This window comes from Limnohabitans sp. 2KL-3, from assembly GCF_001269405.1.
Lineage (GTDB): Bacteria > Pseudomonadota > Gammaproteobacteria > Burkholderiales > Burkholderiaceae_C > Limnohabitans_A.
In genome coordinates, this window is sequence record NZ_CXON01000003.1 from 231,938 (window position 1) to 251,592 (window position 19,655).

The window sequence follows — 19,655 nt, forward strand, 5'->3', positions numbered from 1 at the left end:
GGCTCAGGTGCTTTGACGCTGCAAGATGTCAAAACCCAAATCGATCTGTGGCGTCAGGGGCTCTTCGCCCCGCATCAGACTCAGCAGCATCTGCGCAGCTGCCTCGCCAATTTGCGCACGAGGTGTGCGCACCGTGGTCAACGGCGGCAGCATCTGGTCGCTGCCGGTCAGGTCGTTGAAGCCGGCAATGGCCACCTGCGAAGGCACAGCGATGCCTCTGCGCAAAGCGGCCATCAAAGCCCCTTGTGCCAAATCGTCGTTGCAAAAAAAGATGGCATCGACGGCAGGCCGCTGCTGCATGATTTGCTCAAACATCACCGCCCCCAAAGCCAACGATGAGGGTGCGGGGTTGAGGAACTCCAGTGTGGCCTCGTAAACACCGGCTTCTTGCAATGCGCTGCGCCAGCCGAACAACCTTTGCATGACCCGGGGATCCAGCTGCGCTGCAGCAAAGGCAATTCGACGCCGACCGGTTTGCAACAAATGCCGCGTCATGGCCGCACCGGCATCGGTTTGCCGAAAGCCCACGCAGTAAGGGCCAGCAGAGTGCGGGTCCGATGGCAAGTCCATCAGGTGCACACAAGGCACCAAGCTGCTTTCCATGAGTTTTCGGGTCACCGCGTTGTGGTCCAGCCCCGTGACCAAGAGGCCCGCTGGTCGGTGCAGCAGTTGCTCGCGCAGCAGTTGCTCTTCTTCGCTGGCGTCGTAATGCGTCACGCCCATGAGGGTTTGGTAGCCCGAGGCTCGCAATGTTTTTTGGGCTGTATCGAGCAAATCCACAAACAAGGCGTTGGACAGCAGCGGAATCAGGATGGCCACATGGTTGCTGCGCTGGGAGGCCAAGGCCCGCGCCGCCGGATCGGGCACGTAGCCAAGCCTGGCGGAGACGGCCTGCACGCGTTCGATCAAGGCGGGATCCACCGCACGCTCGCCCCGCAAAGCCCGGGACACGGTGCTGGGGCTGACGCCTGCAGCTTGCGCGACGTCGGTCAAGGTCACGCGGCCCGTGGCGCGGTGACTTTTGGTGGTCTTGGTGATCGGAGGAATGGCGTTGGGCAAGGGTTAATCCGGAGCAGGAAGGACAAGCGAAGTCGATAGGATAGCGCTATCCAAGAGTCAGGGATACAAATTGACCCAATGCAAGGGAAACCTTGATGTGCAAATGGAACTGGTCTTTTTCAGCCCTGCCTTTTTTTTGATTTTTTTGGACAGCGCTGTCCAAAGCCGAATGAACCATGGGAGTGATTGACGTGTCCAAACCCGATGTGCTGGCCGTGGCCAAACTGCACCCCTTCTACCAAAAAGCCCTGGAGTTGCTGTACACCGTGCACGACCGCACCCATGTGACCGACCCGGCCGCTTTTGCCGCCCTGGCCCCCCGCATCGTGGGTGTGGCGGGCACGGGCGAGGCCAGCGTGCCACGCAGCCTGCTGGCGCAGCTGCCCAACGCCAAAGTGGTGGCGGTGTTTGGTGTGGGTTATGACGGCGTGGATGTGCCCGCCGCGATCGAGCACGGTATCCCCGTGACCCACACGCCCGATGTGCTGACCGACGATGTGGCCGATCTGGCCATGGGCCTGGTGCTGTCGGTGGGCCGCGCCATCCCGCAAGCGGACCAATTTGTGCGTGCAGGCCAATGGCCCAGCGGCCCCATGGCCTTGGGCCGCAAGGTGTCGGGTGCCCGCTTGGGCATCGTGGGCCTGGGGCGCATCGGCAAGGCCATCGCGCAACGGGCACGCGCTTTTGGCATGTCCATCGCTTACACCGCCCGCAGCGAAAAACCCGATTCGGGTTTCCAGTTTTACCCCTCGGCGGCAGAGCTCGCAGCCAACGTGGATTTTCTGGTGGCCATCACGCCCGGCGGCGCTGGCACCAAGCACCTGATCAACGCCGAAGTGCTCAAGGCCCTGGGCCCACGCGGCTTTTTGATCAATGTGGCGCGTGGCAGCGTGGTCGATGAAGAGGCGCTGATCATGGCCCTGCAAAACGGCACCATTGCAGGCGCAGGCCTCGATGTATTTGCCAACGAGCCCCATGTGCCCGAGGCGCTGTGGAGTCTGCGCAACGTGGTGCTGACCCCCCACATGGCCAGCGCCACCACCGAAACCCGCCAGGCCATGGCCAATTTGGCATTTGCCAACATGCAGGCCGGCATTGCTGGGCAAGCCTTGCGAAGCCCCGTGCCTGAATGCGCCAACATGACGGCACGGAGCTGCTGAACATGTCCGCTTTGCGCCTGATCGTCATGGGCGTGTCCGGTTGCGGCAAGTCGACCATGGCTGCTGCCTTGAGCGAACGCCTGGGCCTCGACATGGTGGACGGCGATGACCTGCACCTGCCTGAGAGCGTGGCCAAAATGCGCTCGGGCATTGCCCTGCAAGACGCCGACCGCTGGCCTTGGCTGGACCGCATTGGTCAGTGCCTCGCGCAAGCACACGAGCCTGGGCGTGTGGTGGCTTGCTCGGCGCTCAAACGGGTCTACCGAGAGCGCATCCGCGCTCAAGCGGGCGATGTGTGTTTTGTGTTTCTGGATGGTGACTACGATTTGATTGCGCAACGCATGCACCAGCGCGTGGGCCACTACATGCAGCCGGGTTTGCTCGACAGCCAGTTCCGCACCCTCGAAAAACCCCAGGCCGACGAAACCGATGTGATTCGCCTGCCCATCACCGAACCGGTTCAGGACATGGTCGCGCAAGCGATTTTGGCTTTGCACAGCCGCCTGCACCCTGCCCTCTGATTTTTTAGAAAGTCCCCTCATGTTCATCCGCTGCGCATTTTTCCAAGGCCAAGTCAAACCCGGCATGGAGGACGCCTTCAACCGCTACATCCGCGAGAACTTGGTGCCGCTGTGGACCCGCTTCCCGGGCGCACAAGAAGTGCGGGTGCTGCGCCAAGTTGAAAGTGACGTGAATGATCCGCACTTTGGCATGGTGCTGTCGGTGCGTTACCCCAGCCGCGAGGCGATCGAGATCGCCCTGGCCTCTGAGGTGCGCATGAAGAGCAAAGAGGTTTCCAAAGACATGATCGCCATGTTCGATGGCACCGTGTTCCACACCGTCTTCAGCGCAGATGAGTACGCGCTGCCCACCGATTGAGTTTTGCGACAGTCCTTTAAATCAACCCGGAGACAACACCATGAAACTTTCCCGCATCCTGCTCGCCTGCCTGGTGGCCGCCGTCGGCTCCAGTGCTTACGCTGCCAAGTTCAACCTGAAAATGGGCCACGCCGTCAACGCCACCGACGGCCAGCACGCCGCTGCCCTCAAATTGGCCGAGCTGGTCAAGCAACGCACCAACGGCGATGTGGAAATCACCGTGTTCCCGGCCAACCAGCTGGGCAACGATGCGGCCATGATCAACGGCACACGCGGCGGCACGATCGACATCGTCTCCAGCGGCGCGTCCAACTTCAACGGCATCGTGCCCAACACCGCCGCGATGGAACTGCCCTTTGTGTTCCGCAGCGCGCAACACGCCTACAACGTGCTCGACGGTGCGGTGGGCACGGGCGTGCTCAACGAATTGGCCCCTCACGGTCTGAAAGGTCTGGCCTATTGGGAAAACGGCTGGCGCGCTTTCACCAACAACAAGCGCCCCGTGAACAAGCCTGACGACTTGAAGGGCTTGAAGATCCGCTCCACACCCAACCCTTACCACATCCAGGCTTTCAAGTTGCTGGGCATGAACCCCTCGCCCATGCCGATTGCCGAGCTTTACACCGCACTCGAAACCGGTACCTTTGACGCCCAAGAGCACCCGATCAACGTGACCTGGTCCTCCAAGTTTTACGAAGTGCAAAAACACCTGACGGTGAGCAACCACGTTTACTCGCCCTTGGTGGTGGCCATGAACAAAGCCAAGTTCGACAGCTTGCCTGCCAACTACCAAAAAGTCGTGGTGGATGCTGCACGCGAAGCGGCCACCTACCAGCGCAGCTTGAATGCTTCGAATGCGGGCAAGGTGATCTCTGAGCTGAAAAAATCTGGCATGCAAGTGATCGAGAACGTGGACATGGCCCCGTTCCAGAAGATCGTGTCGGCCGAAATCGCCAAGACCTTTGGTGAGAAAAACGGCCCGGCTTTGCTCAAGGCCATCGAAGACACCAAGTGATGGTTTGAGTGAGAACACGCCCCCTCTTTGGAGGGGGCTTTTTTGATGGCACTATGAAAAAAATCAACGACCTTTTCTTCAAGCTGGCAGAGCTCACCCTGGTCATCATGTTGTCGGCCATGGTCATCATGGTGTTTGGCAACGTGGTGCTGCGCTACGGCTTCAACGACGGCATCATCAGCTCGGAAGAGTTGTCGCGGTTTTTGTTCATCTGGATCACCTTTTTGGGTGCCATCGTCACCATGCGTGAAAACGGCCACTTGGGTTTGGACTCTGTGGTGCGCAAGCTCAGCCTTGGGGGCAAAAAAGTGGCTTTTGCCCTGTCCAACCTGTTGATGCTGGGCTGCTGCGCTCTCATGTTTTACGGCACCTTGAAGCAACACGGCATCAACGCCAGCACGCGCTCGGCCGTGACCGAAATCCCCATGAGCTGGGTGTACGGCGTGGGCTACATCACCAGCGTGGCCATGGGCCTGATGATCGTGGGCAAGCTGGTGCAGCTGGCCAAAGGCAACTTCAACGAATCCGATTTGATCCAGGTGCAAGACTCCGAAGAAGTCGTGACCGCCCACACCCAAGGGGCCTCCAAATGACCGTCATCGTGTTCATTGTGTCGCTGCTGGCGGCCATGGCGCTGGGCATGCCGCTGGCGTTTTCACTCATCGTCTCCGGCGTGGCGCTGATGCTGCACCTGGACAACTTCGACACGCAGATCGTGTCGCAAAACCTGATCAACGGCGCCGACAATTTTCCATTGATGGCCGTGCCCTTTTTCATGCTGGCCGGTGAGCTGATGAATGCGGGCGGCATGAGCCGACGCATTGTCAATTCGGCCATGGTGTGGGTCGGGCACTTTCGGGGCGGCCTGGGTTATGTGGCGGTGTTTGCCGCCATCGTCATGGCCAGCTTGTCGGGCTCGGCGGTGGCCGACACGGCAGCACTGGCTGCCGTGCTCATGCCCATGATGCGCGACGCGGGATACCGCATGGACCGCTCGGCGGGCCTGATTGCAGCAGGCGGCATCATTGCCCCCGTGATCCCACCCTCGATTGGTTTCATTTTGTTTGGCGTGATCGGCGGTGTGTCGATCTCCAAACTTTTCATGGCCGGCATTTTCCCGGGCATCTTGATGGGTTTCGCCCTGATCGTGACCTGGTGGATCGTGGCCCGCAAAGACAATGTGGTGGTGGCCGAGAAGGTGCCGTTCAAAAAACGAATCTCGGTGACCATCAACGCGTTTTGGTCTTACCTGCTGGCCATCACCATCATCGGCGGCATGAAGATGGGCGTCTTCACCCCCACCGAAGCGGCGGTGGTGGCGGTGGTGTACTCCTTGTTTGTGGGCCTGTTCATCTACCGCGAAATCAAGCTCAAAGACCTGTACGGCATCATTTTGTCGGCCGCCAAAACCTCGTCTGTGGTCATGTTTTTGGTGGCTGCGGCTTTGGTGTCGGCTTGGCTCATCACCGTGGCCAACATCCCGGCCCAGATTGTCGAAATTTTGCGGCCCTTCATCGACAACAAAACCCTGCTGATGGTCATGCTGATGCTGCTGGTGATGATTGTGGGCACGGCACTCGACTTTGCGCCGACGGTGCTGATCCTCACGCCGGTGCTCATGCCTTTGGTGCGCGAGGCCGGTATTGATCCGGTGTATTTTGGCGTGCTGTTCATCATCAACAACGCCATCGGTTTGCTCACCCCGCCTGTCGGCACGGTGCTCAATGTGGTTTGCGGCGTGGGCCGCATCCCGATGCACGACGTCATTCGTGGCGTCATGCCTTTCCTGGCTTCGCAGGTGGTGGTGATGGGTGCACTCATTGCCTTCCCGAGCCTGGTGATGGTTCCTCTGAAATGGATGCTGATGCGATGAATGTTCTGAATTCCTTCAATTTATCGGGCCACCGCGCCCTGATCACCGGCTCTTCGGCGGGCATTGGTTTGGCCCTGGCCGAGGCCCTGGCGCAAGCCGGGGCGCACGTCGTCCTGAACGGCCGCACGGCCAATAAAGTGGATGCCGCTGCGCAGAGTTTGAAAGCCCAAGGCTTGTCCGTCAGCACCTCGGTGTTTGATGTGACCGATGCCGACAGCGTGCGCTCGGCCGTCGATCAGATCGAGGCCGAGGGGCCGATCGACATCCTGGTCAACAACGCGGGCATGCAGATTCGCGGCCCGCTGCATGAGTATGCGGACAGCGACTGGCACACCCTCATGAAGACCAACCTGGACAGCGTGTACTACGTGGGCCAGGCGGTGGCCAAAAAAATGATCCCGCGTGGACGCGGCAAGATCATCAACATTTGCTCGGTGCAAAGCGAGCTGGGCCGCCCCGGTATTGCGCCCTACACCGCCACCAAGGGCGCGGTGAAGATGCTGACCAAAGGCATGGCCATCGACTGGGGCCAGTTTGGCATCAACGTCAACGGCATTGGCCCGGGCTACTTCAAGACCGAACTGAACCAAAAGCTGGTCGATGATCCGGCCTTCAGCAGCTGGCTGGTGGGCCGAACACCGAGCCGCCGCTGGGGCGATGTGCAAGACCTGGGCGGCGCGGCCGTCTTTCTGGCCTCGGACGCCTCACGTTTTGTGAACGGCCATATCCTTTACGTTGACGGCGGCGTGACCGCCACCCTTTGAAGCTTTTGCAAGGACATTCCATGAAATCCGTTGTCTGCCACTCGGCCAAAGACCTGCGCATCGAAGACACCGAGCTGCCCGCCTTGGGTGAAAACCAGTTGCGTGTGAATGTGGCCTATGGCGGCATTTGCGGCTCGGACCTGCATTACTACCAGCACGGTGGCTTTGGCACCGTGCGCATCAAGCAGCCCATTGCACTGGGCCATGAGATTTCGGGTGTGGTGGATGGCGTGGGTGCAGGTGTGAGCGGCGTGCCCCAAGGCCAGCGCATCGCCATCTCGCCGTCGCGCCCCTGCGGCCACTGCCGCTTTTGCCAGGCGGGCCAGCACAACCATTGCCTGAATATGCGTTTTTACGGCAGCGCCATGCCCTTTCCGCACATCCAGGGCGGCTTCAGCGAGCAGCTGATCATCGAGGGCTACCAGGCCCACCCGATTGCCGACCACCTGAGTCTGTCTGAAGCCGCTTTGGCCGAGCCTTTGTCGGTGGGCCTGCACGCCATCCAACGCGCAGGCAGCGTGCTGGGCAAACAGGTGCTGGTGACCGGTTGCGGCCCGATTGGCTCGCTCTTGATTGGTGCTTTGCGCCGTGCAGGTGCGGCCCGCATCGTGGCCGCCGACATCGCCGATTTGCCCCTGAAGTGCGCCAAGGAAATGGGCGCAGACGAGACCATCAACCTCAAGTCTGATGCAGCAGCCTTGGACAAATACAAAGTGGACAAAGGCCAGTTTGACGTGGTGTTCGAGGCCTCGGGCAGCGAAGCCGCTTTGCGCGTGGGCCTGGACACCATCGTGCCACGCGGCGTGCTGATCACCGTGGGCATGGGCGGCGACATCAGCCTGCCCATGACGCAGCTCGTGGCCAAAGAAGTGGACCTGCGCGGCACCTTCCGCTTCCATGCCGAATTTGCCACGGCTGTGCGCTTTTTGAACGAAGGCCTGGTCAACGGCAAGCCTGTCATCACCAGCGTTTTGCCACTGGACCGCGCCATCGAAGCCTTTGACTTGGCGGCCGACAAAAGCCAGTCGCTCAAGGTACAGATTTCTTTCCAAAACGCCTGAGAATCAGGGGTTTTCCAGCACACTTTAGAAAGTAAACACCATGTCCAAAATCGCCCTCGTCACCGGTGCCAGCTCTGGCATTGGCAAAGCCTGCGCCCTGGCCCTGTTGCAAGAAGGCTGGCAAGTCGTTTTGGTCGGGCGTCGCGCCGATGCGCTGGCTGCAGCCGTGGCTGAAGCGGGTGCCAACGCTGGCAATGCCCACGCCATCCCGACCGACCTGTCCAAAGAACCCGAAGTCAAAGCGCTGTTTGAGCAGATTCGCTCGCGTTTTGGCCGCCTCGATTTGGTGTTCAACAACGCGGGCATTTCCCTGCCCTACACCTTGCCGGGCGACTTGTCGGGCGACGAATGGCGCCGTGCAGTGGACATCAACCTGAACGGCGCGTTCTACACCTTGTCGTATGCCTTCAAGCTGATGCAAGAGCAAAGCCCACAAGGCGGCCGCATCATCAACAACGGCTCGATCTCGGCCCATGTGCCGCGCCCTGGCTCGATTGCCTACACCGCCACCAAGCACGCCATCTCGGGCCTGACCCGCGCTGCGTCGTTGGATGGCCGCCCTTACAGCATCGCCGTGGGCCAGATCGACATTGGCAACGTGGCCTCGGACATGACGCTCAAAATGGCCTCGGGCGTGCACCAGGCTGACCTGACCATCAAAGCCGAGCCGCGCATGGACATGTCCGCCGTGGTCGAGACCTTCTTGACCATGGCACGGTTGCCTTTGTCGGCCAACATCTTGTTCACCACCGTGATGGCCACCAACATGCCTTTTGTGGGTCGGGGATAAATCGGACCTATGCAGAAGATGGACATCGGCCTGGTGGGCCTGGGCGTCATGGGCGAGAACCTGGCGCTGAATTTGGCACGCAACGGTTTTGGCGTTTGTGGTTTTGATCTGGACGCGGCCAAGCGCGACAGCTTTGGCCAGCGTACACAGGGGCTCAAGGCGCAGGCGGCAACTTCTTTGGTGGACCTTGTAGGCAGCTTGCAAACACCGCGTTGTGTTTGGCTGATGGTGCCCGCAGGGGCTGCGGTCGACGCCGTGCTGGCCCAACTCTGCCCATTGCTGAGCGCGGGCGATGTGGTGATGGACGGCGGCAACACACTCTACACCGACACCCAACGCCGCATGCGGGCGCTGGAAGACTCGGGCATCCACTATGTGGGTGCGGGCGTGAGCGGTGGCGAAGAAGGCGCTTTGCGTGGCCCGGCTTTGATGCCCGGCGGTGCAAATGAAGCTTGGCCGCGCCTGAAACCCATGCTGCAAGCCATTGCCGCCAAAACCGATGGCGGTGAGCCCTGCTGCGAATGGATGGGCCCAGGCGGCTCGGGCCACTTCGTGAAGATCGTGCACAACGGCATTGAATACGCCGACATGCAAACCATCTGCGAAGCCTATTGGTTGATGCACCACTTGCTGGGCATGAGCCCGCCCGAAATGAGCGCCGTGTTCCACGAATGGAACCAGGGCGAGATGGCCAGCTACCTGATCGGCATCACCGCCGACATCCTGGCGCACACCGACCCCGAAACAGGCAGCGCTTTGGTGGACCTGATTTTGGACACCGCCGAACAAAAAGGCACGGGCAAATGGGCCAGCCAAATTGCACTGGACCTGGGTGTCACGGCCCCCACCATTGCCAATGCGGTGTTTGCACGCACGGTGAGCGGCTTGCATGCCGAACGGGCCAAAGCTTCCAAGGTCTTGCCAGGGCCCGCAGCCCGCGCCGCAGGCCCACGCGAAGCGGTGCTGGGCCAGATCAAAAATGCGTTGCTGGCCTCCAAAATTTGCGCCTACGCCCAAGGCTTCAGCCTGCTCAAGGCCGCTGACCGCGAACACCAATGGCAACTGCCCATGGGCACCGTGGCCTCGGTCTGGCGTGCGGGCTGCATCATCCGAGCGAATCTGCTGGAGGACATCCGTGCCAGCTTTGAACGCTCGCCAGACCTCGACAACCTCTTGATGGACCAGCACTTTGCCGGCGTGATGGGCCGCTGCCACCAGGACCTGCGCGAAGTGGTGGCCATGGGCGCCCTGCACGGCGTGGCCGTGCCTTCGTTCATGAGTTCACTGAGCTACTACGACGCCTACCGCTCCGCCCGTTTGCCCGCCAATTTGCTGCAGGCGCAGCGCGATTATTTTGGGGCGCACACCTACCAGCGGATTGACCGGCCGGGCAAGTTCCATACACGTTGGAACGGTTGAGTTGATCGCCCCGAGGGCGGGGCTCCTACAAAGAGCCCCCCCTCCTGTAGGAGCGACGCCCTCGTCGCGATGGAGCTTTCGCCCCGAGGACGGGGCTCCTACAAACTCACCCGCACCACCGCATCGGCCCGTTGGTGCAAATCGGGCAACAACTCCAACCCCAAACCCGGCTTGTCGTTCAGGCTGATCATGCCGTTCTTCACCTGCGGCAACTCGGTCACCAACTCCTTGTACCAGCCACTGTAAAAAGCCCGCACGCTTTCTTGAATCAGCGCATTGGGCGCGTGCAAAGACAAGTGCGTGGAAGCGGCCCACACCACTGGCCCGGTGCAGTCGTGTGGGGCCACAGGCAACTGCCAGGCGTCGGCCATGGCGGCAATTTTTCGGGCCTCGGTCAGGCCCCCGCACCAGCTCAAATCGAGCATGGCCACACCTGCCACGCCGGTTTGCAAATAGTCTTTGAAGCCCCACTTGTAGCTGAGCGTTTCGCTCGCACAAATCAGCGCCTTGCAGTCCACCGCGTACTGCTTGAGCAAATCGAGGCTGTCCATGCGGATCGCGTCTTCGTGCCAGAAGGTGTCGAACTCTTGCAGGGCGCGTGAAATCTTTTGCGCCATGGGCAAGCGCCACAGGCTGTGGAACTCGACCATGATGTCCATCTTGTCGCCCACCGCATTCCTGATTTTGCGAAAGGGCTCGAGCGCCGTGTTCAAGTCTTGTGGGCTGATGTACTGGCCGTGCGACTTTTCTGCGGCCACATCAAAGGGCCAAATCTTCATGCCGGTGATGCCTTCGCTCAAAAGCGACTCGGCCACCTCGTCGGCGCGGTGCAAAAAGCCTTGCAGGTCTTCGTAGGGCCCTGCGTTGTTACCCAGGCCCCAGTTGCTGCTGGTTTGGTTCACGTTGCTGCGGATGTACTGGTAACCCGCGCAGGTGTTGTACACGCGGATCTCGTCGCGGCTTTTGCCGCCCAAAGCGGTGTAGACCGGCATGCCAGCGGCTTTGCCAAAAATATCCCACAGCGCAATGTCCACCGCCGAGTTGCCGCGAGTCTCCACCCCGGACCCACGCCAGCCCAAGTAACCCGTGATGTCACGCTGGCGCGACTCGATGGCCAGTGGGTCTTGGCCCACCAGTTTGGGCGCAACCCATTCGTGCAAATACGCTTCGACCGCTTGCGCCCCCATGAAGGTTTCGCCCAGACCCACCAGGCCTTCGTCGGTGTGCAGGCGCACCCAGATGATGTTGGGAAATTCGCCCAAGCGGATGGTTTCGAGTTGCGTGATTTTCATGGCAAGTCCAATTTCAGTCGTTAAAAAAGCCCCACAGCGGGCGGCTGTGGAGCTTGTGGATTCAGCAAACAGGCTGAGTGCGGGGGATCAACCGCCGCGTGACTTCTTCAACTCGTCTTGCACCACCTTGATGGCGTCGGCACCGATCGAGTCCTTGTGCTTGTCATACACCGAAGCGACTTTGGCACGGATGCGGTTTTGCTCGGCCGCGCTCACCTCGTTGACTTGCATGCCTTTGGTCTTCAGGCTGGCCAGCGATTTCTCGTTCAAAGCGCGGTTGGCGGCGCGTTGCACTTTCTGGCCTTCCATGGCGGCTTCACGCAACACGGCTTGCTCTTGTGGGTTGAGCTGGTCCCACAGTTTCTTGCTGTACAAAATCAGGAACGGTGTGTAGGCGTGACGCGTCACGCTCAGGTACTTTTGCACTTCATTGAACTTGGAAGTTTCAATGGTCACAAAGGGGTTTTCCTGGCCGTCGATGGTCTTGGTTTCCAAGGCGGTGAACACCTCGCCAAAGGCCATGGGCACAGCGTTGGTGCCCAAAGTCTTGAAGGTGTCCAGGAAGATGTTGTTCTGCATCACGCGAACTTTCACACCGTCAAAGTCTTCCAGTTTGGTGACCGGGCGCTTGCTGTTGGTGAGGTTGCGGAAACCGTTCTCCCAATAGGCCAGGTTGACCAAGCCAGCAGCCTCGAGCTTGGCATTGAAGTACTTGCCAGCTGCACCGTCGAGCACAGCATCGGCTTCTTTTTCGTTGGCGAACAAAAAGGGCAGATCAAACACACCCAATTCTTTGATGATGCCCACCAGCGGCGAGCTGGAGGTGCACACCATCTCTTGCGTACCTGCACGCAAGGCTTGGGTGGCTGGCAAGTCACCGCCCGCTGCACCGCCCCAGAAGGCGGTGATCTTCATCTTGCCGCCGGTCTTGGCCGCCAGCACTTCTTGCATCTTCTTGACGCCCACGCCCACGGGGTGGTCTTCGTTCACGCCGTTGGTGAACTTGATGTTGCGGTCGGCAAACTGCGCCATAGCGCTCGAAGCCACCAGGAATGTACCCGCGATCAGGGTCACCAAATTTCTGCGTTTCAACATGACTGTCTCCTTTTAGAAAAAACACACAGGGTTAAGAAATCATCTCAGCATCCATTTCATCGGCTCGATGACGATGGCAGGGAAAGCAACCAACAAGGCCAGCACACCGAGCTGCGCCCACAAGAACGGCAAGACCCCTTTGAAGGCCGTGTCCATGTTGATCTTGGCCACGCCACACACCACATTGAGCACGGTGCCGACGGGCGGTGTGATCAAACCGATCGCGTTGTTCATGATGAACAACACACCAAAGTAAACCGGATCGATGCCCGCCTTGATCACCAAGGGCATGAGGACCGGCGTCAAGATCAACACCGTGGGTGTGAAGTCGAGCGCAGTTCCGACCACCACCACCAAGAGCATGAGCACCACCATGAGCAAGGTCTTGTTGCCCATGAGTGGCTCCATCATGCGGGCCACTTCGGCCGGAATGTTGGCCACGGTGATCAGCCAGGCGCTGACCATGGCGGCCGCCACCAAAAACATGATGACCGAGGTGGTCTTGCCGGCCGCCAAGGTCAGGCTGTACAACTTGGACCACTGCAACTCGCGGTAAACAAATGCACCCACCACAAAGCTGTAGACCGCTGCCACCACCGCTGCCTCGGTGGGCGTGAACACACCGAACTTCATGCCGCCAATGATGAAGACTGGCAAGCCCAGCGCCAAGATGCCTTCACGCGTGGCTTTGAGTTTTTCAGACAGGGGCATGCGCGGTGCGGGCTGCACGTTCTCGCGCTTGGCCAGCCACCACCAGGTCAGGCCAATGGCCACGCCCATCAAAATGCCCGGCACAATGCCCGCCAAAAACAGCTTGGTGATGGACACGTTGGCCGCCACACCAAAAATGATGAAACCAATCGAGGGCGGAATCACCGGCGCAATGATGCCGCCCGAAGCGATCAAACCCGCCGAGCGGCCGACGTTGTAGCCCGCCCGCTTCATCATCGGAATCAGCAAGGCTGCGAGTGCCGCCGTATCGGCCACCGCCGAGCCCGACAACGAAGCCATGATCACCGCCGCCATGACGGCCACATAACCCAGACCGCCCCTGAAATGGCCCACCCAGGCCATGGCCAGGTTCACGATGCGGCGGCTCAAACCACCCGCGTTCATGAACTCACCCGCCAACAAGAAGAAGGGCACCGCGAGCAAGGGAAAGTTGTCCGCGCCATCGACAAAGCGCTGCGCCAGAATCTGGCTGTCAAAGGCATTGATCATGCCGTTGCTGGCCATGTAGGCCATCAGGCTCAGGCCACACACCAGCAAGGCATAGGCAATGGGCATACCCAAGGCCATGGCCCCCAGCAAACTGAACACAAAAACGGCGATGGTCATGCGCGGCCTCGCACTTCTGAATTCAGGGACACGGGCGATGCAGCTTTGGGCGTCAGCTCATCCAACACCACGGTGTCTTCTGATTCGACCACCATCACCAAGTCTTCCTCTTTCAGACGACCGGTCAGCAGCAAGCGCAGCTGGTTGAGGTTCATCGCGGCCATGACACTGGCCGTCACATAGCCAATGCCATAAATCCAGATCATGGAAATGCCCACCACCACCGAAATGTTGGTCACTTGCAAATCATGCATCTTCCAAGTGCCCCAAAAGAACAGCACATTGCAGCCGAGCATCATCACTTCGCTCAAGAAAAAGCACAGCTTTTTGCCCCCGAGCGACAAGCGGCGCACCAAAGTGTCCACACCCAAGTGGCCCTTTTCGCGCATGGCCACCATGGCCCCGAGGTAGGTTAACCAAATGAAGCAGTAACGCGACATCTCGTCCGAGATGGAGATGCCCGAATTGAAACCGTAGCGCAGCACCACGTTGCCAAACACCATGATGACCATGGCCACCAGGCAAGCCACCACCAGAAACTCCAGCAGTTTGAAAAAGAGATCAATGATTTTTGGCAAGTGCAGCCCCTGATTTTGAAATGTTCATTTTGGACATGGCTTTGGACATCGTTTTGGGTTGAGCTTGGGTCTTGATCGGTGTGGCCATCCCCGAGACCATCGGTAACTTTTTGCGCGACGACAGCACCAAGTCGATGTCGTCTTTGGCCCCTTCAATCAGCACCATGATGGCGCGTTCGGCCTTGGCCGGTTCGCGGGCAATCACAGCATTGAGCACCGCGCGGTGCAGCGGCAGCGAATTTTTCGGGCCATCCTTGATTCGGGTCGAAATTTCGAAACTGGTGCGCAGCAAAGCGTTGAGGGCCTTACTCATTTGCACCAGCATGCGGTTGTGCGAGGCCTGCAGCAGGCCTTGATGAAAACGCATGTCGTGCGTGACGTAATCGCCCCCCTCTTCCACTGCTTTTTTCATCCCGGCGTAAGCCGCTTCGATCACTGCAATGTCTTCGGACGTGGCCCGCTCGGCCGCCAAACGCACGGCGGCAGGCTCCACCACGCGGCGCAGCTCTTGCAAGTCTTTCAAAAATTCAGGGGTCAGGCCACACTGAGCTTGCCAGGCCACCACGTCGGGGTCAAACCAGTTCCAGTCGGCATCGGGCAGCACTCGCGTGCCCACCTTGGGGCCCGTGAACAGCAAACCTTTGGCCACCAAGGACTTGATGACCTCGCGGATCACGGTGCGGCTCACGCCAAATTCTTCGCACAGCAGCGGCTCGGGCGGCAAACTGGCGCCCACCGCATAACGACCCGACAAGATGGCGTGACCCAGCAAGTCGAGGGTGTGTCTGTGAAAGTTTTTACTCATGGTGGTGTCACTGATTTGCTTATCATATGATGATTGAGCGGACACTTGGGATTCTGGAAAACCCTAGGACAGTCATCTTGGCGTCAGGGGTTTCCCTGAATGTCGCTGGCTTTACAAGTGGTGCTTGTTTTTTAATCGTCATACGATAGTATTTTGAAACCTTTGGCCATTTGACCTTTCACCGGAAGCACCACCATGAGCGACAACAACGGCAGCCCACCCCGCAAAAAACCCGAAGACCTGCGCAGCCAGCAATGGTTTGGCCGCCAAGACCGCGACGGCTTTGCCTACCGCAGCTGGGTCAAGGGCAAGGGCGTGCCGCACGACCAGTTTGATGGCCGTCCGGTCATTGGCATCTGCAACACCTTCAGCGAACTCACGCCCTGCAACTCGCACTTTCGCACCCTGGCCGAGCAGGTCAAGATCGGTGTGTACGAGGCGGGTGGCTTCCCGCTCGAATTCCCCGTCATGTCGTTGGGTGAAACACTGCTGCGCCCCACCGCCATGCTGTACCGCAACCTGGCGTCCATGGACGTGGAAGAGAGCATCCGTGGTAACCCGATTGACGGCGTGGTGCTGCTCATGGGTTGCGACAAAACGACCCCCAGCTTGCTGATGGGCGCGTCCAGCGTCGGCCTGCCCACGATTGGTGTCTCTGGCGGCCCCATGCTGAACGGAAAATGGCGCGGCCAAGAGCTGGGCTCGGGCACCGGCGTGTGGAGCATGAGCGAGCAAGTTCGCGCAGGCACGCTCAAACTGACCGACTTCTTTGAAGCGGAGAGCTGCATGCACCGCAGCCACGGCCACTGCATGACCATGGGCACCGCCAGCACCATGGCCAGCATGGTCGAAGCCCTGGGCATTGGCCTGCCCGGCAACGCCGCCTACCCCGCAGTAGACGGCCGCCGCAATGTGCTGGCCCGCGATGCCGGACGGCGCATTGTCGAGATGGTGCATACCGACCAAACCATCAGCAAGGTGCTGACCCGCGAAGCCTTTGAAAACGCCATCCGGACGCTGGCGGCCATCGGCGGCTCAACCAACGCGGTGATCCACCTGATCGCGATTGCGGGCCGTTTGGGACTGAAGCTCACGGTGGACGACTTCGAGCGCTTGGGCAGCGAGCTGCCTTGTCTGCTGAATTTGCAGCCGTCTGGTGAGCACCTGATGGAAGACTTCTGCTACGCCGGTGGCTTGCCGGTGGTGATGAAAGAGATCGAGCACCTGCTGCACAAAGACATCGTCACGGTGAGCGGCAAGACGGTGAGCGAGAACATCGCCAGCGCCGTGAACTACGACCCACGTGTCATCAAGACCTTCGAGGCCCCATTCAAAGAGAAAGCCGGCATCGCCATCTTGCGCGGCAACCTGGCCCCACGTGGCGCGGTCATCAAGCCCAGCGCTGCCACACCTGCACTGATGGTGCACACCGGCCGCGCCGTGGTGTTTGAGGACAGCCACGATTTCCACAAACGCATCGACGACGAGAGCTTGGATGTGGACGAGAACTGCATCTTGGTGCTCAAGAACTGCGGCCCAAAGGGCTACCCCGGCATGGCCGAGGTGGGCAACATGCCGCTGCCGCCCAAGGTGCTGCGCAAAGGCATCACCGACATGGTGCGCATCTCGGACGCCCGCATGAGCGGCACTGCCTACGGCACCGTGGTGCTGCACACCACGCCCGAAGCCGCGGCGGGAGGGCCTCTGGCCGTGGTGCAAAACGGCGACATGATCGAACTGAACGTGCCCGAGCGCAAACTGCAACTGCTGATCAGCGACGAAGAGCTGGCACGCCGCTTGTCGCTGTGGGAAAAGCCCGCGCCCGCCATGAATTCGGGCTACTGGAAGCTTTACATCGACCATGTGCTGCAAGCCGACGAAGGCGCAGACATGGACTTTTTGGTCGGCCAGCGCGGCTCGGCTGTGCCCAAAGACAACCATTGATTCCCAAGGAAAAACCATGCGTATTTTGATCACCGGCGGTGCCGGATTTTTGGGCGCTCGGTTGGCCCGCGAAATTTTGAAGCGCGGCCAATTGAACGGCCAAAGCGTGAGTGAATTGGTCATTGCCGATTTGTTCCCCGCCCCTGCCGATTTGTTGGCCGACCCAAGGGTCAAGGGCCATGCGGGTCCCATGCTGGAGCAAGGCGACTTGTTCAAGAGCGGTTTTGACGGCGTGTTCCATTTGGCCTCGGCCGTGTCGGGCGAGTGCGAGCTGGACTTTGATCTGGGTCTGCGCTCCAACGTGGACAGCTCGCGCTTGTTGCTCGACAGCATCCGCGCATCCGGCAAGGCATCGCGCTTGGTGTTTGCCAGCTCTGTTGCGGTATTCGGCCCGGATGCGGCCAACCCCATGCCTGCGCTGGTGGCCGACACCACCTTGCCCACGCCACAAACGTCGTATGGCACCCACAAGTTGATGATCGAGTACATGGTGGCCGACTACACCCGCAAGGGCTACATCGACGGCCGCGCCGCCCGCCTGATGACGGTGGCTGTGCGCCCCGGCAAGCCCAATGGCGCAGCATCCTCTTTCTTCAGTGGCATCATCCGCGAGCCTTTGGCGGGCACCGCCACCACTTGCCCAGTGGACGCCACCGTGTCCCACCCCATCTCTTCGCCCGGCAACACCGTGCATGGTTTGATCACCGTGTTCGAGGCCAGCCGCGAAGCCTTTGGTGGCCGCATGGCGCTGAACCTGCCCGGCTTGAATGTGAAGGTCAGCGACATGCTGGCTGCGCTGGAAAAAGTCGCAGGCCCTGCCGTGCGTGCCCGCGTGACTTTTGAAAAAGACGAGCGCATCGCGGGCATTGTGGACAACTGGGCCAAAGGTTGCACCTTCGAGCGTGCGCATGCCTTGGGTTTGCGGGCCGATACCAGCTACGAGGCCATCATTGAGCAGTACATCGAGGACTGCAAAACCCGCCCGGGCTACCCGGCCGAGGCCTTGAACGGCTTCAAGTGAGGTACCTCAAGGCCTTCACACCCCAAAAGTGTGAGGGTCCGCCAGCCATGGACGAAGCATCGTGTAGGTCGGTGCCTTCAGGTCCGACATCTTCGGTGCACCACCGCCTCTTGAAAATGTCGCTTCGCGAAAGATGGCTGTCGGACCATAAAGGCCCGACCTACGGGGAGATGGGATGCTGGAATTTGACACTTCGCAGGGAAGCATCGATAAGCTGACTTCAAAAATGCGTGCTGATCGCCCCGCTGATGCGCCCATCGTCTTCGATGACCGCCATCCAGCGCCATTTGTCGAAAGTGGTGCAGGGGTGAGAAATACCCAGTGCCACCCGGTCGCCCACCTGCGGCCAGACGCCATCCGCGTCAAACACCATGTGCGCATGCTGGTCACTCAGCGCTTTGACTTTCCAGGACTCGGGTGTGGCCTGCATGGCCCCCTCACCGCTTTGCCCATTCGCTGCCCAGCGCACCGGCATGGGCATGCACTGGTCAAAAGACAGATCGCGCCGACCCGCGCTCAAAATGGCCAGCCCCGGCTCGGGCACCGACTGCACCTTGGCCCACACCTCCAGCGCGGGCAACAGCGATGCACTCAAGCCTTCACGCGCCTCCACCAGCTTCAGGTAACGGGCGTAATTCCAGTGGTCGTGCGTGACATAACAGCCCGAACGCAACACGCCTTGCACCGGCCGGCTCTTGACCTGGGTTTTGAGCATGGGGATCACCAAATCGAACACCGCCGAGCCGCCTGCCGACAACAAGACCTCCTCACCGCCCCACAGGTGCTGTTCATCGATTTGTTGCACCAGGGCCTGCACGCTGCGCACCAAGGCGCTCACGGCTTCCATGTCGTGGGCACTGTCGCATTGGCCGAGTCCACCCTCGTAACATTCCACGCCGCCCAAGCGCACAACGGGCGACGCTGCGATGGCTTGAGCCAAAGCCAAGGCTTGTTCGTGCGTGCGGCAGCCGGTGCGGTAACCGGCAATGCCCAGCTCCAGCAGCACATCCCAGCACCGGGCATTGCCCCGACGTGCGCCCCAGTCAGCCAGGGCATCGAGCTGCGCCAGCGAATCGACCAAAAACCAAACACGCACTTGCGGGTACTGGTTGAGCAAGAAGTCCAAGCCGTCCAGGTCCGCATCCGACACCAACTGGTTGGCGATGATGGCGCGTTGTGCGCCTGCGGCCAGGCCCACACGCAGCTGGTGCACGTTGGCAAAAGTCAAACCCCATGCCCCGGCTTGCAGCTGCATGCGAAACAGCTCAGGCGACATGGTGGTCTTGCCGTGCGGGGCCAGGGCCACGCCTTTGCGCTGCACAAAATCCTGCATCCAGGCCAGGTTGTGCGTGAGCGCTGGGCGGCGCAGCACGGCCACCGGGTAAGCCAGCGCGTCATCGAGCAGGTGCCAGCCTCGCTGCCCCAGCTCCGAAACACGGCAAGGCTCGGCCGCCAAGGGGTAGCCCTTGCAGCTCGCATTCAGTACAAAATCGCTTTCAGTGCCTGCTGTCCACATGTTGTTTGTCTCCAAGATGTCGCCCATGGCGTCCACGGTTGACGAT

At 60.2% G+C, this 19,655-nt stretch carries 19 protein-coding genes; 12 read left to right on the forward strand and 7 right to left on the reverse strand.

What is annotated here, in order from left to right:
• Positions 1–3 precede the first annotated feature (3 nt).
• A complete protein-coding gene (locus AMM41_RS05770; protein WP_089954318.1) occupies positions 4–1,059 on the reverse strand; it encodes an HTH-type transcriptional regulator GntR in 1,056 nt (351 codons plus the stop codon).
• Positions 1,060–1,235: 176 nt separating this feature from the next.
• On the opposite strand from AMM41_RS05770, the gene AMM41_RS05775 reads away from it, so the two are divergent.
• The 10 genes from AMM41_RS05775 to gndA are packed head-to-tail and all read left to right on the forward strand — an operon-like array spanning position 1,236 to position 10,020.
• Positions 1,236–2,219 (forward strand): 2-hydroxyacid dehydrogenase, encoded by a 984-nt coding sequence (locus tag AMM41_RS05775; RefSeq protein ID WP_089954322.1) that lies wholly within the window; start codon positions 1,236–1,238, stop codon positions 2,217–2,219.
• 2 nt (positions 2,220–2,221) lie between these two features.
• A complete protein-coding gene (locus AMM41_RS05780; RefSeq protein ID WP_228769118.1) occupies positions 2,222–2,740 on the forward strand; it encodes a gluconokinase in 519 nt (172 codons plus the stop codon).
• 19 nt (positions 2,741–2,759) lie between these two features.
• The gene (locus AMM41_RS05785; protein WP_053169794.1) at positions 2,760–3,098 is read left to right on the forward strand and encodes a hypothetical protein; all 339 of its coding nucleotides are present in this window, start codon (positions 2,760–2,762) and stop codon (positions 3,096–3,098) included.
• Positions 3,099–3,138: 40 nt separating this feature from the next.
• The gene (locus AMM41_RS05790) at positions 3,139–4,113 is read left to right on the forward strand and encodes a TRAP transporter substrate-binding protein (RefSeq protein WP_089954326.1); all 975 of its coding nucleotides are present in this window, start codon (positions 3,139–3,141) and stop codon (positions 4,111–4,113) included.
• Between the two features lie 53 nt (positions 4,114–4,166).
• A complete protein-coding gene (locus AMM41_RS05795) occupies positions 4,167–4,706 on the forward strand; it encodes a TRAP transporter small permease (RefSeq protein ID WP_089954330.1) in 540 nt (179 codons plus the stop codon).
• The gene (locus AMM41_RS05800) at positions 4,703–5,986 is read left to right on the forward strand and encodes a TRAP transporter large permease (RefSeq protein WP_089954335.1); all 1,284 of its coding nucleotides are present in this window, start codon (positions 4,703–4,705) and stop codon (positions 5,984–5,986) included. Before AMM41_RS05795 ends, AMM41_RS05800 begins: the two co-directional genes overlap by 4 nt.
• Positions 5,968–6,750 (forward strand): SDR family oxidoreductase, encoded by a 783-nt coding sequence (locus tag AMM41_RS05805; protein WP_089954338.1) that lies wholly within the window; start codon positions 5,968–5,970, stop codon positions 6,748–6,750. Before AMM41_RS05800 ends, AMM41_RS05805 begins: the two co-directional genes overlap by 19 nt.
• 20 nt (positions 6,751–6,770) lie before the next feature.
• Positions 6,771–7,811 (forward strand): L-idonate 5-dehydrogenase, encoded by a 1,041-nt coding sequence (locus tag AMM41_RS05810; RefSeq protein WP_089954342.1) that lies wholly within the window; start codon positions 6,771–6,773, stop codon positions 7,809–7,811.
• Positions 7,812–7,851: 40 nt separating this feature from the next.
• Positions 7,852–8,601 carry an SDR family oxidoreductase gene (locus AMM41_RS05815; protein ID WP_089954346.1) on the forward strand — a complete coding sequence of 250 codons (750 nt, stop codon included), beginning with the start codon at positions 7,852–7,854 and terminating at the stop codon, positions 8,599–8,601.
• A gap of 9 nt (positions 8,602–8,610) precedes the next feature.
• Positions 8,611–10,020, forward strand: coding sequence for an NADP-dependent phosphogluconate dehydrogenase (gndA, locus tag AMM41_RS05820; RefSeq protein WP_089954351.1), 1,410 nt, complete (start codon positions 8,611–8,613; stop codon positions 10,018–10,020).
• Positions 10,021–10,118: 98 nt separating this feature from the next.
• Here gndA and AMM41_RS05825 read toward each other — a convergent pair whose 3' ends face one another.
• The 5 genes from AMM41_RS05825 to AMM41_RS05845 all read right to left on the reverse strand — a co-directional run bounded on the left by AMM41_RS05825 (position 10,119) and on the right by AMM41_RS05845 (position 15,128).
• A complete protein-coding gene (locus tag AMM41_RS05825; RefSeq protein WP_089954355.1) occupies positions 10,119–11,312 on the reverse strand; it encodes a mandelate racemase/muconate lactonizing enzyme family protein in 1,194 nt (397 codons plus the stop codon).
• Positions 11,313–11,399: 87 nt separating this feature from the next.
• Complete coding sequence (locus tag AMM41_RS05830) at positions 11,400–12,407, reverse strand: TRAP transporter substrate-binding protein (protein ID WP_089954359.1); 1,008 nt, start codon at positions 12,405–12,407, stop codon at positions 11,400–11,402.
• 39 nt (positions 12,408–12,446) lie between these two features.
• Positions 12,447–13,745 carry a TRAP transporter large permease subunit gene (locus AMM41_RS05835; RefSeq protein ID WP_089954363.1) on the reverse strand — a complete coding sequence of 433 codons (1,299 nt, stop codon included), beginning with the start codon at positions 13,743–13,745 and terminating at the stop codon, positions 12,447–12,449.
• Positions 13,742–14,323, reverse strand: coding sequence for a TRAP transporter small permease (locus tag AMM41_RS05840; protein ID WP_089954368.1), 582 nt, complete (start codon positions 14,321–14,323; stop codon positions 13,742–13,744). Before AMM41_RS05840 ends, AMM41_RS05835 begins: the two co-directional genes overlap by 4 nt.
• A complete protein-coding gene (locus AMM41_RS05845) occupies positions 14,307–15,128 on the reverse strand; it encodes a FadR/GntR family transcriptional regulator (RefSeq protein ID WP_089955276.1) in 822 nt (273 codons plus the stop codon). Before AMM41_RS05845 ends, AMM41_RS05840 begins: the two co-directional genes overlap by 17 nt.
• Positions 15,129–15,323: 195 nt before the next feature.
• Between AMM41_RS05845 and AMM41_RS05850 the strand changes: the two genes are divergently transcribed.
• Both AMM41_RS05850 and denD read left to right on the forward strand, forming a co-directional pair.
• Positions 15,324–17,072 carry an IlvD/Edd family dehydratase gene (locus AMM41_RS05850; protein ID WP_089954373.1) on the forward strand — a complete coding sequence of 583 codons (1,749 nt, stop codon included), beginning with the start codon at positions 15,324–15,326 and terminating at the stop codon, positions 17,070–17,072.
• 16 nt (positions 17,073–17,088) lie between these two features.
• The gene (gene denD / locus AMM41_RS05855; RefSeq protein ID WP_089954377.1) at positions 17,089–18,093 is read left to right on the forward strand and encodes a D-erythronate dehydrogenase; all 1,005 of its coding nucleotides are present in this window, start codon (positions 17,089–17,091) and stop codon (positions 18,091–18,093) included.
• 220 nt (positions 18,094–18,313) lie between these two features.
• Here the strand turns inward: denD and AMM41_RS05860 are convergent, their stop codons facing one another.
• On the reverse strand, positions 18,314–19,609 hold the full coding sequence (locus AMM41_RS05860) for an amino acid deaminase (protein WP_089955278.1): 1,296 nt from the start codon (positions 19,607–19,609) through the stop codon (positions 18,314–18,316).
• Positions 19,610–19,655 lie beyond the last annotated feature (46 nt).